This window comes from Streptomyces sp. BoleA5, from assembly GCF_000373665.1.
In the GTDB taxonomy this organism is placed as follows: Bacteria; Actinomycetota; Actinomycetes; order Streptomycetales; family Streptomycetaceae; genus Actinacidiphila.
In genome coordinates this window covers 23,699-38,641 of the sequence record NZ_KB892131.1, presented here as the reverse complement: position 1 = coordinate 38,641, position 14,943 = coordinate 23,699, and the positions used below count along the sequence as shown (strand labels likewise).

Sequence of the window (14,943 nt, the reverse complement as noted above, 5' to 3'; positions counted from 1 at the left end):
CAGCTCCATCTGCACGTCGTCGGCCTTGGCCACCGGGCGGCGCTCGGCCTTGACCGTCAGCATGTTGCGCTCGACGTCGATGTCGATCGCGTCCGGGATCACACCGGGGAGGTCGAGGGCGATCACGTAATGGTCGCCCTCGCGGTAGGCGTCCATGGGCATCGCCTGCGGCCTCGACCAGGTGCCGGACGTCCCCAGCAGTTGCTGGGTCAGACGGTCCAGCTCACGGAACGGGTCGGTGCGCATCAACATCGTGAAACACCTCCAAGGGTTCGGGCAGTGACTGCCAATGCGCTTCACCTGATTCCCTTGTAGCATGTCGTCCAGGCGATGACAAATCTTGGGTCGTCAAACGGATGACGAAAGGAGCGACCATGAACGTGACCGAGCCCCCCGCGCCCAGGGACGCCGACGACCGCGGACCGGTACCCCTCCTCGCCGCAGCGACTGCTCTCGGTGCCATTGACCGGGCCGTGCGCGAGGCCCGTGCCGCAGACGCGAGACCGGCGCCGGTCCACGATGACGACGTCGATGAGGCGCTCGCCTCTCTGGTGCTTCTGCGGGAGGTGCGCGAGCAGCTCGCGGGCTGGGAGAGGGGGCTGATCGAGACCGCCCGAGCCGCCGGCGCCAGCTGGGCCGATCTGGCCGGTCCCCTCGGGGTCGCCAGTCGTCAGGCCGCCGAACGCCGCTACCTTCGGCTGCAGCCGGGAGCGGCGGGCTCCACGGGCGAGGATCGCGTGAGAGCGACCCGCGACCGCCGCGCCGCTGACCGCACCGTCACTGCCTGGGCGCGTGACAACGCCGCTGACCTGCGCCGCCTGGCCGCTCACGTCACGGGGCTGACCGATCTTCCGCCCGGCGCCCGCTCCGCCGTAGCAGCCGTCGACGAGGCCCTCGCTCACGACGACGCGGCGCGCCTGATGACTCCCCTTGCGGCCACCCGCACTCACCTGCAGCCGGGGCATCCGGAGGTCGCCGCGCGCGTCGACGCTCTCACCCGGCACGCGGCGCAGCTGCGTCAGGAAAGCGACGACCAGCGACGCGGCGGCGAGTGACCGGCGGGAAGTTCCTGGCAGGCTGACCAAGCCGTGCCACGGCCGGCGGCACCAGGGCTGCCGGGTCAGGTCTCGCGTCTGGCCTTGGCCGGCAAGGTTGTGTGTGAGCCTCGAGTCGAGCCAGAGGATCGTAGGCGGGTCAATCTCCGGTCAAGAGCACCAGGAGAGGCACAGGAATGCAGATGGTCGCGGTCACCAAAGCCACGGCGACGACGGCGCACAATAGTCGGTCACGCATGGCCTCGTAGCGTCTGATGTACTCGACGTTCAGTGCTCTGTTGCGCTCGGCGGTGCGTGTCCGTATGCCGCGGACCAGGTCGACCCGGTCGGCTACGTAGAGCCGTACGACTTCGTGCCGCTGCGAAGTGGTCAGCCAGGGCATGCGGTCGGCGTATCCCCTGGCGGCACTCTGGGCGTCGCTGATCTCCGCGTGCCAGGAAGGAAATCCTCGCATTGGGCGATGCCCTCGGCGGCCGTCGGAGCGCCGGCCACAGCGTGGGGAGTTCGTCGTCTCACGTCTGGTCCCCTCGCCGAGCGGCTTCGCGACGCCCTTGCCCGGTTCGATGACGTCGCGGCGGCCGGCATTGAGTTCCTGGTCCATCGCGGCGATCTCGGGGTGGTGCAGGTCGAAGGCGGGGGACTCGGAGCGGGATGACCTCGGTGACGATGCCGAAGAACGGCAGCGCGATGACGTACACCTCGGGGTGGCCGAAGAACCAGAGCAGGTGCTGCCACAGCAGCGGTCCCCCGTTCTCCGGATCGTAGATGTGCGCCCCGAACTTGCGGTCCACGAACAACGTGAGCAGGGCCGCGGCCGGCAACGGGAACGCGAACAGCACCAGCACGGACGTCAGCAGGATGTTCCAGGTGAAGATCGGCATCCGGAACATGGTCATCCCCGGGCAGCGCATGCAGATGATCGTGGTGATGAAGTTGACCGCGCCCAGGATGGTGCCGAAGCCGGACATCGCCAGACCGATCACCCACATGTCGCCGCCGACGTAGGGGGTGCGTTCGCCGCCGGACAGCGGGGTGTAGGCGGTCCAGCCGAAGTCCGCGGTGCCCTCGGTGGTGAAGAGTCCGGCGACGACGATCAGCGATCCGAACAGGAACAGCCAGTACGACAGCACGTTCAGCCGGGGAAAGGCCACGTCGGGCGAGCCGATCTGGAGCGGCATGTGGCGTTGGCGAACCCGGCGAACAGCGGGGTGGCGAACACCAGCAGCATCATGGATGCGCGTCCCGCCGCTCGCGTGACCTGAAGAAACCCGCTCCCGTGCTTCTCGGTCGCGGAGTAGAGGTAGACAGGCACGGTGACCGGTGACCAGGCCAAAGGCTACGTGGCGGTCCCATCGCGCGCGTACCGTCAGCGCGAATGCGGGGCGGTTCGGCGCGCGGTGAGTTACTCCGGTGTAGTGGTTTCCCACGCCTGCCCGAGGCAAGACGCCCTACTGGAGCCATTGCTCACGTCGCGGGGTGGCGATGGCATCCGCCCGTCGCGGAGCTGCGTCGAGGAGGTACTCGGAAATGGTGCTTTTCCTGTTGCTGATCATCGCGGCGATCATCCTTGGTTTGATCGGCGCGGTTGCCCATGGTCTGTTCTACCTTTTGATCATCGGCATCGTGGTCCTCGTGCTCGACTTCGTCTACATCGTCGCGAGAGGGCGCCACAGGCGTCAAAGTCTGCTCCGCTGAGGGACCACCCACCGCAAGGAGCGTCGTACTGGCCGTTGGGGCGGTGCCAGAACGGACGTGACTGCCTCAAGAGGTTCCTTCAGCTCCCGCGACAGGCCGTCGACGTCCGAAGCGGAGGCGTGACACAGGATCGAGCCACCGCCATTTCGCCATCACCCGAGAAAGCGATGTTCCCGGCAGACTTGGCGGGTCACCGTTCAACCGCACCCGTCGCCGGGCCTGCGCCTTACGCGGCCTGCGCGGAATCCCCACAGGGGCCGAGGACACCCTCGCCCCCAGACCCCCGGTCCGGAGCCGGAGCAAGCCGATCGAGCCATCGCCGGCGCTTTCCGGGTCCGGACAGGTCCCAGATGTGCTGACCGCACCAGCTGTCCCGAACCGATCCGGAATCGACAGCGTCCGGCATGGCAGTTGGCCCCTTGCTCGGGCAGTACCAGCGGTGGGCTCACACCGCCCTTCGATCGGGGCCCTCCCGCAGCCGACGGGAGGGCTCACTCAGGGGCACCGGCACGTTTACATCGGTACCCGGGTGGGGCGTCACTGTCAGTTCGCTTGCGGTTACCCCAGAATCACTATGACGCCGTTGCCGCCGTAGCCGGATCCGTATCCATAGCCGTAACCGGGTCCGTACCCGAATCCTGGCCCGAATCCGTAGCCGCCGTAGCCGCCGTAGCCGCCGTAGCCGCCGTAGCCGCCGTAGCCGCCGTAGCCGCCGTAGCCGCAACCGTAGCCCCAGCAACCGCCGTGGGCGACGACGGACTGCTGCGTGGTCTTGACGGTCTGCTGTGGCGCGGCGGCGGCAGCGCCGACTCCGATCAACGTGAGGATGGGTGCCGCGAGGGCGGCCGCGGCAACCCGGCGGGCGGTGATGCTGTTGATGATCATGATCGGTCCCAAAGGTGGCGGTCCCGCCGCGGCAGGCGGGTCAGTGTTTGGCGGGACCGCGTCTGAGGCCTGCCTGACCGCTTGCTTGGCCCCGCACAGCCAGGCGGGCAACTTCGTCCTACGGGCTCCGCTCCGCATGGGCGGGGGTCAAGAGGTTCCAGCCGATTCCTGAGCAACCTCTCGGGACCGGCGGGAAGGTGTGGCCCAGCACGTCCGTGCCGGTGAAGCGGTGGCCCTGGCCGCAGGTGCACTCGTATGTTCCGCTGGCGGGGACTTTCTCCCCAGGACGGTGCACGCGGCTTGTCTCGTCCATCGTGGCCTCCTCGTCGATCGGGGCCCAGCGTGGAGAGAGGCCCCGATCTACAAGGGCACCAACCGCCGAGGGGAAACCCCCTCGGGGAGCCACCGCCACCCCCGCGACGGAGGACGGTGGCTCCGCTCCTTCGCCTTGCCTTGTCGACGAGACTGAAACCCGAAAGGCGAAACTTGTGCCCTCCGCCGCTCGCGTGGAGGGCCGGCGCCGAGGCCGAGGAACCGGCCGAGCCGGTGCAGGCTTGCGACTGACGGCTGCACGGCAAGCCAGCAATCCGAGCCGCTGGCGATCGCCGAGAGCCCAGCGGCGCCGTTCTCGGCCTGAGCGCCCTTCGCGCGGTTCTGACCTCAATCGTCACCTTCTGGCCTTCAGCCAGACTCCTGGCGCCCTCGGTCTCAAGGGCTGCGGTGCTCACCGCACATCCGCCCCACCGTCCTGCTCGGTGACGCCGAAGCCTTTGAGTCGTTGAACCACTCCGCAGAGCCCCGATGCGCGCGCTCCGGCCATGACTTCTTCCGGCTTCCGGCACAAGAAGATTGATCACGGCATCGAGATGCCCCAGAGGCGATCACCACACATCGGGGCCGCCACCGCGCCAGTCGAAGAAGTCGGGATCGAGGACGCTGACGTCGTCGGGGTCGAGGCCAGTGCGGCGTAGGAACTCCAACAGGTCTGCCATGCGGTACGCGGTGCCCAGGATCGCGTTGTCGACGCGCACGACCCGGCCGCCGGTGTCCCCCGGTGGCATCACGACTATGCGGTGCTCCATCCCGTCAGGATGCCCCTGGGGCGGTTGAGGCGCAGTGTGGAGGTGCGGCCCCGTCCCAAGCGGAACGAGACAGCCCCCAGGACGGGGCGCCACGGGCGCGGCCCCGCCCGCATCCTCTCGGCTCTGGACGAGCGGGGCCGCTCGGTCCGCCTGGTCGTGCGGGGCGAAGCTGCGGCCGGGCGGGCTCGTCGGTCACGGTCCCGACGACGAGCCGCTGGTGGCGGAGGTGCATCCACTCGCCTGGCTGAGCGCCGTCGTCATCGCGGAGGCCGAGACAGACGTGCCACGCAAACACGACGGCTGGGGCACCTTGCGCCGAGCGACACCGCCTGCCGTACACGGGGGATCATGACATTGCCTTCCGACACCTCGCTCCACGTGCACTTCATCGGCAACTGTCACAGCGGGCAGAGGAGTTCATCCCTACGGCCGGGCCGCCCGTCACCGTCGAGGGCTGACGCCAGCAGGCTCCGGCAACGCCACGGAGGCCCACGAACGAACGGCACCGCGGCCCTTCCCGACTGGTCAGGCGACCGGCTTTCGACATCAACGGCGGTACCACCGGCGCAGAAGAGGCCGCCGTGCACGTAGTGCCGGAGGAGGACGCCGGTAACGAAGACGCGTGACCGTCCGGTCCCCACGAGCCGACGCCCGCTGTCAGCGCCCGGCCATTTTGACTGTGAAGTGTTCCTCCCTCGGGTCCGCGCCTTCAGCTCCGACAGCATCCACACCACGACGTGGTCCTGCTCGCGCCACGCTCATGACCGAGTGAGGTCTTCACCTTGCCTTGCCTGTAGTCAGATGTCTGCTCCGGCCCTTGTGGAGCGGCCGTAGGTCTGAGGACCGTGCCAGTCCAGGCACATCACGCAGGCGTCGTCCTCCAACTGTGGTCCGCAGGCATCGGTTACCGCAGAGGTGCAGGTGCGTACGACTTCACGAGGGTGCTCTTTGGTGGTTTCGCGGAGGATGGCCGGCAGGTCCACGGCCTGCGCCGCGCGTTCTTGCATGCCGTCGGTGTAGAGCAGGAGTCGGTCGCCGGCCTGCAGGTCCAGGTTCTGCACTCTGAACGGCATAGGTGAGGGGACGCCGAAGGGCAGGTCGACATTCAGTCGTGCTTCATCCGCCGCGCCGTCGCGCAGGAGGAGCGGCCAGGGATGCCCGGCATTGATCAGTTGAAAGCTGGTTCCGTCCAGGGCTACGCGGATCAGTTGGCCGGTGGCGAGGGTGCCCGGGGCGTGGTCGAGGAGTGCCTGGTGTGTGCGTCGGGCTTGTTCCGCGAGATCGCAGCCGGCACGTCGGGCCCCGCGGGAGGCGTTGACCAGGAGGGTGGCCAGCAGCGCGGATTCCACATTGTGGCCCATGGCGTCGGTGATGGACAGGTGGAGGGTCTCGTGGTCGAGGGAGTAGTCGTAGGTGTCCCCGGCGATAGAGTTCGCGGGTACCAAAGCTGCGGCAAGGATGAACTGGGCTGCCTCGCAACATGAGGCGGTGGGCAGTAGTTGACGCTGGATTTCGGCGGCCAGGCTCACTTGCGTGGTGCGCTGTCCCCATTGGTAGAGGTCGGTGAAGCGGCGGTCGGTGACGATGATGTACGCGAGGGCGTGCGCCGTCTCCTGAACCTGGCGCAGCATCTCCTCCGTGGGGCGCGGCACGGTCAGCTCCAGCACCCCGATGGAGTCGCCGCGGTTGGTCACCGGCGCGAGCACCCGGTACCCCTGGGCGCCATCGGGCTCATGCACCAGCCGCTGGGTACGCAGGGCCTCGTCATAAGGACTGCCTGCCAGTGGAACGTGTTCGACCTGGCGGCTGCCTTGCCACGCGGCGTGCTCGCTGACCCGCACCAACCGCTGCCGGATGACGTCCACGAAGAGGAAGGCCACATACCGTGCGTCGAACCGGTCGCGAAGGTGGCGTGCGACCACGTCGACCGACTCCACCGGCGCTGCGTCCTCTGCCGCGTTGAGCACCTCCGCCAGCTGCATCGGATCAGGCTCCACGAGGGCCTCCCTCAAGCTGTCGGCACCGCCGGAGACCCGTCAAGCGCCACCGTCTCGTGCCCAGGATCAAGATGCCCATTGCGGCCGCGGGCGATATGGGCTCACCCCAGGTTTCTACTGTCTCGCCGCGCTGTCGAAGCGGCAATCCATGCGGCAGCTTGCGACCGGGCCGCGCGAACTGCACCTCCTTGGAAGCGGCACGCTGCAGGCCGTACCGAGGCCGACGCGTGCGCTGCGACTACGGACGAAGCCGAACGCGCCCGCCGACCATTGCGAGCCGATGGCCCGACTCACCGTTCCATGATCTCCTCGGCCGAGCCCCAGCTCATGCTGCACGTGCGCTTCCGCGTGGCCTTTTCCGCGCCGCTGCAGGCGAGCAGGGGCGTCCGCCTCTTCGTGTAGCACCCCCAGGGAGCTCTGGCCTGCTTGGTGACCGTGACCGCTGCCTGAGTTCGGGGGCCATGGGCAAGGGAACGGCCCGCGTCCGCGGCGAAGCGGCGCGGGCCGTCGTGGTTTCGGTCGATCGACGGATGAGGCGGGCCCTGGGGCGGCGGTCCGCTCTCTCTTCCCGGACGGAGCGCCGCCCGGGAAGAGAGGAAGCCATCCCCCCATGCTGGGGGCGGTCTCTCGCCCGGATTCGGAATTCCGCGCGCCCGGGAAGCCTTGTGCGCCCGGCTTCGCCGGCCTCGGTCTGCCCGAGCCCGCGCCGCGTGCGTCAGCGTACGACGTCGAAGACGTTCTTCTGCAGGCCGTTCCCGTAGACCGCGTGCTCGACGAGCTTCAGCTTCTGCGTGTCCTTGTCCGCCCCACTGAACAGGCGCTTGCCCGCACCGAGCAGCAGCGGGAAGACCAGCAGGTGGTAGCGGTCGATCAGGCCGGCGTCCGAGAGGCTCTGGTTCAGGGACGCGCTGCCGTGGACGATGATCGGGCCGCCCTCGGTCCGCTTCAGAGCGGCGACCTCGTCCAGCGAGCGCAGGATCGTGGTCTCGCCCCAGTTCGTGACCAGGTCGCCCTCGGCAAGAACGGTCGAGACGACGTACTTCGGCATCGCCTTGTAGGCGGCGAACTCCACCATGTCCGGCCACACCGGGCTGAACGCCTCGTAGCTCACCCGGCCCATCAGGATCGCTGCCGCCTCGCTCTGCTCGCGCCCCTTGATCTCGTATGCCTCCGGGACGAACTCGATGTCCTTGAAGGTCCATCCGGAGTTCCGGTAGCCGGATTCGCCACCCGGGGCCTCCATGACGCCGTCGAGGGAAATGAAAGCGGTGCTGATCAGGGTGCGCATCACGGCTCCTCGGTCTCTCGTGTCGGTTCTTCGATCGCTTGGTGCCCACGCGACCGCCCGCAGGCGGCAGTTCGCTGCTGGCGCGTGTACCCAGGATCCATCCGACAAAAAAATTTGTCAAGGAGATTCGAGTTGTCGGTGTGCGCCGCCACGCGGTTGCTGTGCGAGGACACGTCCAGGCGAGTGGGCGCAGCGAGCAGCGGGATCAGGCGGCACTCGATGACGCCGAGCCCGGCTGGGTCGATGCGGTCGCGGTCACCGGCCGCGGGTCGATGCCACCGGCACGCTCACGGACCAGCGCGCCATCGCGCGGCCTTCGAGCGGCAGAAGGGAAGCGCGGCAATCGGGCAAGCAGCGAAGGCCACGAGCGGGGCGCGGCCCAGGTGAGGCCCACATCGTTCCCGGAAGTCTGCGGGGCGGTTCGGGCGGCTGCCGTTGACCCGGCACCGACCGGTCAGAGACGGTCGGCGCGGGCGCAACTGACCTGGATTTTCGGCGATTTCATCCGGGTGGCCGGGGCAGTACGGGGGTGCGGTCGCCGACGAACGGGATCCGGCCCGGGTCGAGCCGGCCGGCCACTGCGAGCGCGGCCTCGTACGCCTGGCCCCGGGCTTGCCGATGCCGATGCGGACGCGCAGATGGTGCGGGACATCAGGATGCAGGACCACTCGGCGCCGTCGAGTGTGCCCGCGACGGCGCAGGGGGCGCGGCGCGTTGCCGGGAAGGACAATCGATGCTTGGCAGGCACCGGCCGGAATGGTGACGTCCGCGGAATGTGCGACAGCATGCTCAGCGGCACATAGCTGCACAGCGGGAATCCCGCAGCCCCCGCGCCACACCTCTACGGATGTCCTGCACACTCGCCCGCCAGGCCGCCCGAGACCGCGGCAGGACCTTACGGTGGCAGCGTAAGGGGTCCCCGTTGTCGCACCCCGCGCAGCCTCCAGGGGGCCCAATGCCTCCTGGCCCTTCGCGAGGACATCGTGATCCAAGCATTCTGCACCGACAGAAAACCGCCCGCCGAGCGGGCCGAGTACTGGACGGACGCCGTAGGCAAGGCCTTCATCCGGCTGGAGGTCCACACACAGGCGGAAACCAAGATCCACGGCACCATACGCCAGGCATGCGTCGCGGGCGTCCAGGTCGGGTCCCTCGATGCCAGCCCGCAACGGATGGTGCGAAGCGCGTCGCTCATCGCCGCGGACGGCGACGACTCGCTGGTCGTCAGCCTCCAAAGGACCGGGTACGGCATCGCCACCCAAGACGGCCGGGAAACCCCGGTCGCGGCCGGCCAACTCGTCATCCTCGACACCCGCAGGCCCTACGTCCTGGACTACACCTGCCCCGTACGACAACACGTCGCCACAGTCCCCCGCCAGCTGGTGGAACTCCCCGACTCGGCGTTGCGTCTGGCCACCGGCCGGACCTACTCCCCCGGCCACGGAATCAGCGGAATCCTCGCCTCGTACGTCAACGGACTCGTCACGATCACGGACCGCTGCATCCGCGCACCGGACCACTGCAACTTCGCACCGGCCTCCACGGAGTTCCTCAGGCAGGGGATCGTCGATGTGCTGACGGCTCTGATCGCCCTGGAGGGAAGCGCCGGGGAACAGGCCGCGGTGGAGCAGGCCCTCCTGCAGCGCCTCCGCGCGTACATCCGCGCCCACCTGGACGAGCCCACCCTCGCCCCGGCGACAGTCGCGGCGGCCCACCACATCTCCCTCCGCTACCTGTACCAGCTCTTCCAGGACGAGCCCATGACCGTCGGCCGCTGGATCAAGCGCCTCCGGCTCGAGGCCTGCCGCAGGGATCTCCTCCGCCCCGAACTCTCGGGGCAGACGGTGGCTGCCATCGCGCACCGCTGGGGCTTCGCCAGCCACGCCCACTTCAGCCGCGCCTTCCGTACGGTCTACGGCCTCTCCCCCGCGCAGTGGCGGCAGGCCGGCGTCCCGCAGGCTGCACCCCTGCAGGCCACCGGCCCCCTCCCCGGGCAGCCTGACAAGTGACCCGGGGTCTCCTCAGCTCCCGGCCCATGCCGGCGCTTAATACCGAGCGCCGCCCCGATCGCGGCTACCGCCGGGATCGGGGCGGCGGTGCACCTGCCGTCCACTGCCCGCCGGACGGCCCGGCCTCACTTCAGATGCCGGTCCAGGAAACGGCACCCGTCCTCGAGCTCGAACCACGGGGTGCCGATGTGCCCACCCGGATTGGCGTGCAGCGTCTTCTCCTTGCTGCCGAAGGCGTCGAACAGGTCCAGGGCCCGTTGCCGGGGGTTCCCTTGGTCGTCCCACTGCAGCAGGAACAGCAGCGGAATGGAGACCTGCCGGGCTTCCTCGCGCTGGGCACGAGGCACGTACCCTCCGGCGAAGAGGCCCGCGGCCGCGATGCGCGGCTCGACCACCGCCAGCCGGATGCCGAGGGCGGCCCACCCCCCGGAGTACCCGACGGGGCCGCCGATCCCGGGCAGTTCGAGGAGGGCGTCCAAAGTGGCCTGCCATTCCGGAACCGCGTTCTCGACCAGCGGGCCGATGAAGGACTCGAGGATCTCGTCGACCGGCTCACCGGCCTGCATCGCCCGCCGGAGGTCGGCACGGGCCTGCTCGTCGGCGGCGGAACGGGGACGGTCGCCGCACCCGGCGGCGTCGATGGTGGCCACCGTGTAACCGCGCGCCGCGGTGTAGCGGGCCCGGGCCACCAGACGGGGATCCGCCTTGGGCAGGCCGTTGTTGTGCGCCATCAGAACCAGCGGGAGCGGCGCGGCGGGTTCGGGCGTCCACAGGGTGCCGGGGATCTCGCCGAGGGTGAACTCGCGCTCGAGGACACCGTCGTCGAGACGCTGTGCGGAAGTGAAGTGCATGGTCGAGCCTTTCGGGAGTGCTCTTGAACGGCGCTCCCGGACGACCTACCGCCCGACCGTGACCCCGGAGTGGAGCACCCATGTCGAAACTGCGTTCACGGGTACCACCTCCTCGTTCACTCGCACGGCCTCGGGGAGGGTAGCAACGGTGGCCGTCGTCCGCCAACGGGTTTCTGCGGGCTTCGCGGCGCGACCCGGCGCTGGAGCGGCGGGTGCGGTTGCTCCTCCCGGGCCTGCCGGGAGGAGCAACCGCACCCGCGAGGTCAGGGCCTGCCAGCCGTCACGTCGACGGGAGCGATGTGTGCCAGCGGGTGGCGCCTGCCGGTCAGCATCGCGTCGAACCGCTTGTCGCCGGTGAGATACCGCCGGAAGAAGGCGTCGATGTAGGCCGCCCCGACGTGGCGCTGGCCGTCCTCGGTGAGTTGGGCCTCGTAGGCGGACGCACCGGGCTCGGTGCACCGGCCGGGACGACTGACGTCGTGGCCGGCGTCGTCCCAGGCGACGACCTGCCGGCTGTCGGGCGACCACTGCGTGTTGAAGTAGTTGTGGTTCGCACCGTGTATCTCGATCCGGTGGAACCGTGCGGTGCTCTCGGCGGTCGCGTCGGCGGCGAAGGAGAGGGCCTCCCGGCCCACCTGGCCGTCGCAGGTCCCCCGGATCACGGCCATGGGCGTCTTCGTGATCTCGTACGCCGTCATGTCCTCGGTCATGACGTTGTAGGCGGGGGCGAGCGCCATGACCGCCCTGACCTCGACGCCGGCGGGCAGCTGGGCCTTGTGGCGGTCGGCCGCCTGCCATGTGACGCCCGCGCCGCCGCGCGAGTGGCCCAGGGTGCCGACCCGGTTCAGGTCGACGTGGTGCCGGAAGTCGACGCGCCGCGGCTTGCCCGTGGCCGCGTCGCGGAACGCGCCGACGAGACCACCGCGCCCGGTGGCGTCGAGCTGCTGCCACAGGGCGAGGTGCTTGTTGATCAGGTCGGCCCGGGCGGAGGCGTTGTCGTCGCCCCACACCGATGAGGCATTGATGCCGTTGGCGCGGACGGACACCACGACGAAGCCGTGGCGGGCCAGTTTCTCGCCGAGGTAGTCGTAGCCGCGGTCGTTCGGGATGGGTGGCGTGCCCGGGGCACAGGGCCAGCTGAACAGCTTCTGCGAGGCGGCCGCGTACGCGTCCCAGTCGTCGGCCTGTTCGGCGGCGTCGCGGGCGGCCGCTGCCGCCCGGTCCGCGCACGTCTCGTGCCATCCGTGCAGGAGGACGACGAGCGGCCGCGGGGTGGTGCCGAGGCGCTCCGGGTAGTGCACGGTCGCGGCGATCTCGACCGGTTCCCCGGTTTCCGGCAGCGTGTAGGCCCGGTCACCCAGGTCGTACGTGAGGGTGGCAACGCGCTGCGGACTGTCGGCGGCGGTGCCGCGGGGCGCGGCGGAAGCGGGACTTCCCGCCAGTGCCTGTGGCAGGAGGAGCGCCGCCGTCGACGCGGCGAGTACGCAGGACCGGAGCAGTCGCCGGCGGGGAACGGCCGGTGAGTCGTTGTGCTTCAAAGATCGTCTCCATGAGCGGCGGCGTCGGCAGGCGACTGCCGTTCGCCGGATGTCGGCTTCCATCCGACAGACGCCCGGGAAGGCCCGAGGTTGCGGGGGCCGTGGATCCGGCGCCGGGTTCCGTCCCTCCCGCCCGTGGCGCCCTGCGCGCTGTGACGTGTGAGCGAGGCCGCATTCTGCCGGAATCGGCAACGACTTCCGGCCCCGCACGTCTCTAGGGGAGGAGGGTCCGCCTCCGCATGCAGACACGACATGGTGAGGTACGCATGACCCCAGATGCCACCGCCGTCAGGAGTTCGCTCCGGCCGCCGTCCGGCGCCGATGCCCCGGCCGGGCGGAGAGCACGTCGGCGATGAACGCGGCCGCGCAGCATGCTCCGTTCCTTCCTGCCCGCACCGGGGCGGGTGCGCTTCGTCGCCGCTGGGCACATCTGCTGCTGAGGTTGTCCGAAGGGCGGCGGCACAGCGGGCACCACGTGGGCGCGCTCGGACCCGCCCCCCAGGCCGCGCCCGACCGGCACCGCGGTGACGTCACGCCCGACATCAACGACCTCTACCACCACCGCAGGTTGTACTACGTCCGCATGGCCCTGCTCCTCGTCGACGACCATCCCACCGCCGAGGACGTGGTCCAGGACGCGTTCACGGCCATGTTCCGCCGTCACGGCGCGACACTCACCGCCCTGGCCGACCCCGAGGCTTACCTGAGGACCAGCGTGGTGAACGGCGCGCGCTCGGTGCTGCGCAGGCGCCGGACCACCCGCGCGTACGTGCCGGAGCGGCAAGCGCCCGTCCCACCGGCCGACGAGGACGTCCTGCTCAAGGAGGAACACCGCGAGGTGCTGGCCGCGCTGCGTTCGCTCACCCGGCGGCAGCGCGAGGTCCTCGTACTGCGCTATTGGTCGCATCTGTCGGAAGCCCAGATCGCCGAAACGCTCGGACTGTCGCGCGGGACGGTCAAGTCCACGGCCAGCCGGGCACTGACCGCCCTGGCCAAGAGGTTGGAGGCGGCCCGATGAGCGCGCGGACCGGCCCCGGGGGTACGGACCGGCTGGAGGACGTCCTGCGTGAGGCGCTGGCCGCCCGCGCCGCCGCCGTCGGCGCCGGAGACCTACGCCCGGCGCGGCCGCCGTCCTCGGCCGGCGTGCGGCGGCACTGGCTCCGGACGGCCGCCGCCACCGCGGCCGTGGCACTGGCGGCCGCGGTGGCGGCGGCCTTCCTCCTAGGGCTCGGAACCCACGAACGGCCCCGGGATCCTTCAGTGGTCCCGGCCGGTCCTTCGGTCTCACCGACCGGTGCTCCCGGCCCGACGGCGTCACCGGGCCGGAAGACCTCCGCACCCGTTCCCGCACCGCCCTCCGCCGGCCCTGCCGAGCGTTCGGGGCCCGTACGTCCCGAGGTCGCCCCGAGGTAGCCGCCGGCGCCCCGGCCGGCCTCCCGTCATCGTCAGCGGGCGTAGGCGGCCTCGACGAAGCGGATCACCCGGTCCTTCAGTGCCGCTCCCCGGGGGCTTTCGTGGATCATGCTGGTCCCGTGGAATCCGCTCGGATCGATGACGAGCTTCTTGTCCTTCGCGGCGGAGGCCGCGTACAGCTCACGGACCTGCTTCTCCACGGCGCCGTTCATGTCGCCGGGTGAGACGACGAACAGGGAGGGCGCGTCGATTCTCCTCACCGCGGCCACGCCGTCGCCGCCGCAACGGGCGGGAGAGGACATGATGAGCAGCCCGGCGACCGGCAGAGTCCGCTCGGCGCCGACGACGGCCGCGGTGGTTCCGCCGCACGACGCGCCTCCGACGAAGACTCGCTTCGCGCCCAGGCGTTTGAGTTCCGCGAGGGCGGCGCGGGCGTCCCGGTCGATGTTCTGGTTGTCGTCGGGCACCTCTTCCGAGGCGCCGTGATTGCGGTACTCCGGGAGCATCACGTGATATCCGCGGGAGGCGAGCTCCTGGCCGATGTCGAGGAAGGAGCAGATGCTGTAGCCCTGCTCGTGGTCGAGGAGCACCCCGTCGGGGCCGTCGCCGAGTTCGAGGGCGGACAGATGCGCTCCGTCACTCGTGGTCAGTGACGTCGCCTTGCCGCGCAGGGCTTCGGGAACGCAGGAGTCGACGAGGTAGCCGGAGCTGTTGCGAACCGTCCTGTCGGGCCAGCTGGGGGTGTAGGACGCGGGCGGCCGGGGAGTGGGCCGGGTGGTGCCCCGCGTTTCCCGGCCCTGCCCCGAGGGTTCGCGGGGTGACTGCTCGGCCACCGCCGACGTGTGTACGGAGCCCGGCGCGCGGGCGGCGTCCGGCCCGGCGGAGCATGCCGCCAGTGCACCGAGACACAGCAGCGCGACCAGGATCGTCCGCGGATCTCTTCTCACTCTTCTTCCTTCTCGCCTTACCGGTCGGGCGTCCGAACGGCCCTCGAGAGGGCAGGCCGGGCACCCGGGGCTGTCATCTGCGGTCGCGTCATCCGCATCCGCTTCCGCCTTGACAGACGTGTGGCCGCGGCGGGGGTTGCGGGCGCCCTCGGCGTTCTTCACCGCGCTGTCTCGTCCCGCGAG

General features: G+C 69.9%; 14 protein-coding genes and 1 pseudogene. 5 read left to right on the top strand and 10 right to left on the bottom strand.

Features of this window, described 5'->3' with window-relative positions; all coding sequences use genetic code 11:
* Window positions 1-252: Hsp20/alpha crystallin family protein (locus tag B085_RS0133120; RefSeq protein WP_018562902.1), on the bottom strand; the 252-nt coding region annotated here is incomplete at its 3' end.
* A gap of 122 nt (window positions 253-374) precedes the next feature.
* On the opposite strand from B085_RS0133120, the gene B085_RS0133115 reads away from it, so the two are divergent.
* On the top strand, window positions 375-1,055 hold the full coding sequence (locus B085_RS0133115) for a hypothetical protein (protein WP_018562901.1): 681 nt from the start codon (window positions 375-377) through the stop codon (window positions 1,053-1,055).
* A 139-nt stretch (window positions 1,056-1,194) separates the two neighbouring features.
* Here B085_RS0133115 and B085_RS44620 read toward each other — a convergent pair whose 3' ends face one another.
* Both B085_RS44620 and B085_RS44615 read right to left on the bottom strand, forming a co-directional pair.
* On the bottom strand, window positions 1,195-1,509 hold the full coding sequence (locus B085_RS44620) for a hypothetical protein (RefSeq protein ID WP_018562900.1): 315 nt from the start codon (window positions 1,507-1,509) through the stop codon (window positions 1,195-1,197).
* A 190-nt stretch (window positions 1,510-1,699) separates the two neighbouring features.
* A pseudogene (locus tag B085_RS44615) lies at window positions 1,700-2,289 on the bottom strand (cbb3-type cytochrome c oxidase subunit I); the annotation flags it as partial.
* A 293-nt stretch (window positions 2,290-2,582) separates the two neighbouring features.
* On the opposite strand from B085_RS44615, the gene B085_RS50230 reads away from it, so the two are divergent.
* Window positions 2,583-2,750 carry a hypothetical protein gene (locus B085_RS50230; RefSeq protein WP_018562898.1) on the top strand — a complete coding sequence of 56 codons (168 nt, stop codon included), beginning with the start codon at window positions 2,583-2,585 and terminating at the stop codon, window positions 2,748-2,750.
* A 558-nt stretch (window positions 2,751-3,308) separates the two neighbouring features.
* Here the strand turns inward: B085_RS50230 and B085_RS46030 are convergent.
* Window positions 3,309-3,635 carry a hypothetical protein gene (locus B085_RS46030; RefSeq protein ID WP_086020766.1) on the bottom strand — a complete coding sequence of 109 codons (327 nt, stop codon included), beginning with the start codon at window positions 3,633-3,635 and terminating at the stop codon, window positions 3,309-3,311.
* Window positions 3,636-4,516: 881 nt separating this feature from the next.
* On the bottom strand, window positions 4,517-4,717 hold the full coding sequence (locus B085_RS0133090; RefSeq protein ID WP_037732964.1) for a hypothetical protein: 201 nt from the start codon (window positions 4,715-4,717) through the stop codon (window positions 4,517-4,519).
* A 34-nt stretch (window positions 4,718-4,751) separates the two neighbouring features.
* Here B085_RS0133090 and B085_RS52030 point away from each other — a divergent pair, with 34 nt between their 5' ends.
* Window positions 4,752-5,069, top strand: a complete 318-nt coding sequence (locus tag B085_RS52030) for a DUF6098 family protein (protein WP_420706634.1) — start codon at window positions 4,752-4,754, stop codon at window positions 5,067-5,069.
* 445 nt (window positions 5,070-5,514) lie between these two features.
* Here B085_RS52030 and B085_RS0133085 read toward each other — a convergent pair whose 3' ends face one another.
* A complete protein-coding gene (locus tag B085_RS0133085; protein ID WP_026251695.1) occupies window positions 5,515-6,699 on the bottom strand; it encodes a PP2C family protein-serine/threonine phosphatase in 1,185 nt (394 codons plus the stop codon).
* A gap of 730 nt (window positions 6,700-7,429) precedes the next feature.
* Window positions 7,430-8,002: a dihydrofolate reductase family protein gene (locus B085_RS0133075; RefSeq protein ID WP_018562893.1), complete on the bottom strand. Its 573-nt coding sequence runs from the start codon at window positions 8,000-8,002 to the stop codon at window positions 7,430-7,432.
* A gap of 983 nt (window positions 8,003-8,985) precedes the next feature.
* On the opposite strand from B085_RS0133075, the gene B085_RS44610 reads away from it, so the two are divergent.
* The gene (locus B085_RS44610; protein ID WP_018562892.1) at window positions 8,986-10,011 is read left to right on the top strand and encodes a helix-turn-helix domain-containing protein; all 1,026 of its coding nucleotides are present in this window, start codon (window positions 8,986-8,988) and stop codon (window positions 10,009-10,011) included.
* 125 nt (window positions 10,012-10,136) lie between these two features.
* Here the strand turns inward: B085_RS44610 and B085_RS0133065 are convergent, their stop codons facing one another.
* Complete coding sequence (locus B085_RS0133065; RefSeq protein ID WP_018562891.1) at window positions 10,137-10,862, bottom strand: dienelactone hydrolase family protein; 726 nt, start codon at window positions 10,860-10,862, stop codon at window positions 10,137-10,139.
* 263 nt (window positions 10,863-11,125) lie between these two features.
* Window positions 11,126-12,400 (bottom strand): alpha/beta hydrolase, encoded by a 1,275-nt coding sequence (locus tag B085_RS0133060; RefSeq protein WP_018562890.1) that lies wholly within the window; start codon window positions 12,398-12,400, stop codon window positions 11,126-11,128.
* A 352-nt stretch (window positions 12,401-12,752) separates the two neighbouring features.
* On the opposite strand from B085_RS0133060, the gene B085_RS0133055 reads away from it, so the two are divergent.
* Window positions 12,753-13,418, top strand: a complete 666-nt coding sequence (locus tag B085_RS0133055; protein WP_026251694.1) for a sigma-70 family RNA polymerase sigma factor — start codon at window positions 12,753-12,755, stop codon at window positions 13,416-13,418.
* A 427-nt stretch (window positions 13,419-13,845) separates the two neighbouring features.
* On the opposite strand, the gene B085_RS0133045 is transcribed toward B085_RS0133055, so the two are convergent.
* Window positions 13,846-14,760, bottom strand: a complete 915-nt coding sequence (locus tag B085_RS0133045) for an alpha/beta hydrolase (RefSeq protein WP_018562887.1) — start codon at window positions 14,758-14,760, stop codon at window positions 13,846-13,848.
* Window positions 14,761-14,943 lie beyond the last annotated feature (183 nt).

What these genes read in the sequence shown, in the direction of transcription:
- B085_RS0133065 (WP_018562891.1), bottom strand. Translation starts at nt 10,862, where the DNA reads ATGCACTTCACTTCCGCACAGCGTCTCGACGACGGTGTCCTCGAGCGC.
- B085_RS0133090 (WP_037732964.1), bottom strand. Translation starts at nt 4,717, where the DNA reads ATGGAGCACCGCATAGTCGTGATGCCACCGGGGGACACCGGCGGCCGG.
- B085_RS46030 (WP_086020766.1), bottom strand. Translation starts at nt 3,635, where the DNA reads ATGATCATCAACAGCATCACCGCCCGCCGGGTTGCCGCGGCCGCCCTC.
- B085_RS0133115 (WP_018562901.1), top strand. Translation starts at nt 375, where the DNA reads ATGAACGTGACCGAGCCCCCCGCGCCCAGGGACGCCGACGACCGCGGA.
- B085_RS0133085 (WP_026251695.1), bottom strand. Translation starts at nt 6,699, where the DNA reads ATGCAGCTGGCGGAGGTGCTCAACGCGGCAGAGGACGCAGCGCCGGTG.
- B085_RS50230 (WP_018562898.1), top strand. Translation starts at nt 2,583, where the DNA reads ATGGTGCTTTTCCTGTTGCTGATCATCGCGGCGATCATCCTTGGTTTG.
- B085_RS0133075 (WP_018562893.1), bottom strand. Translation starts at nt 8,002, where the DNA reads ATGCGCACCCTGATCAGCACCGCTTTCATTTCCCTCGACGGCGTCATG.
- B085_RS44620 (WP_018562900.1), bottom strand. Translation starts at nt 1,509, where the DNA reads ATGCGAGGATTTCCTTCCTGGCACGCGGAGATCAGCGACGCCCAGAGT.
- B085_RS0133055 (WP_026251694.1), top strand. Translation starts at nt 12,753, where the DNA reads ATGAACGCGGCCGCGCAGCATGCTCCGTTCCTTCCTGCCCGCACCGGG.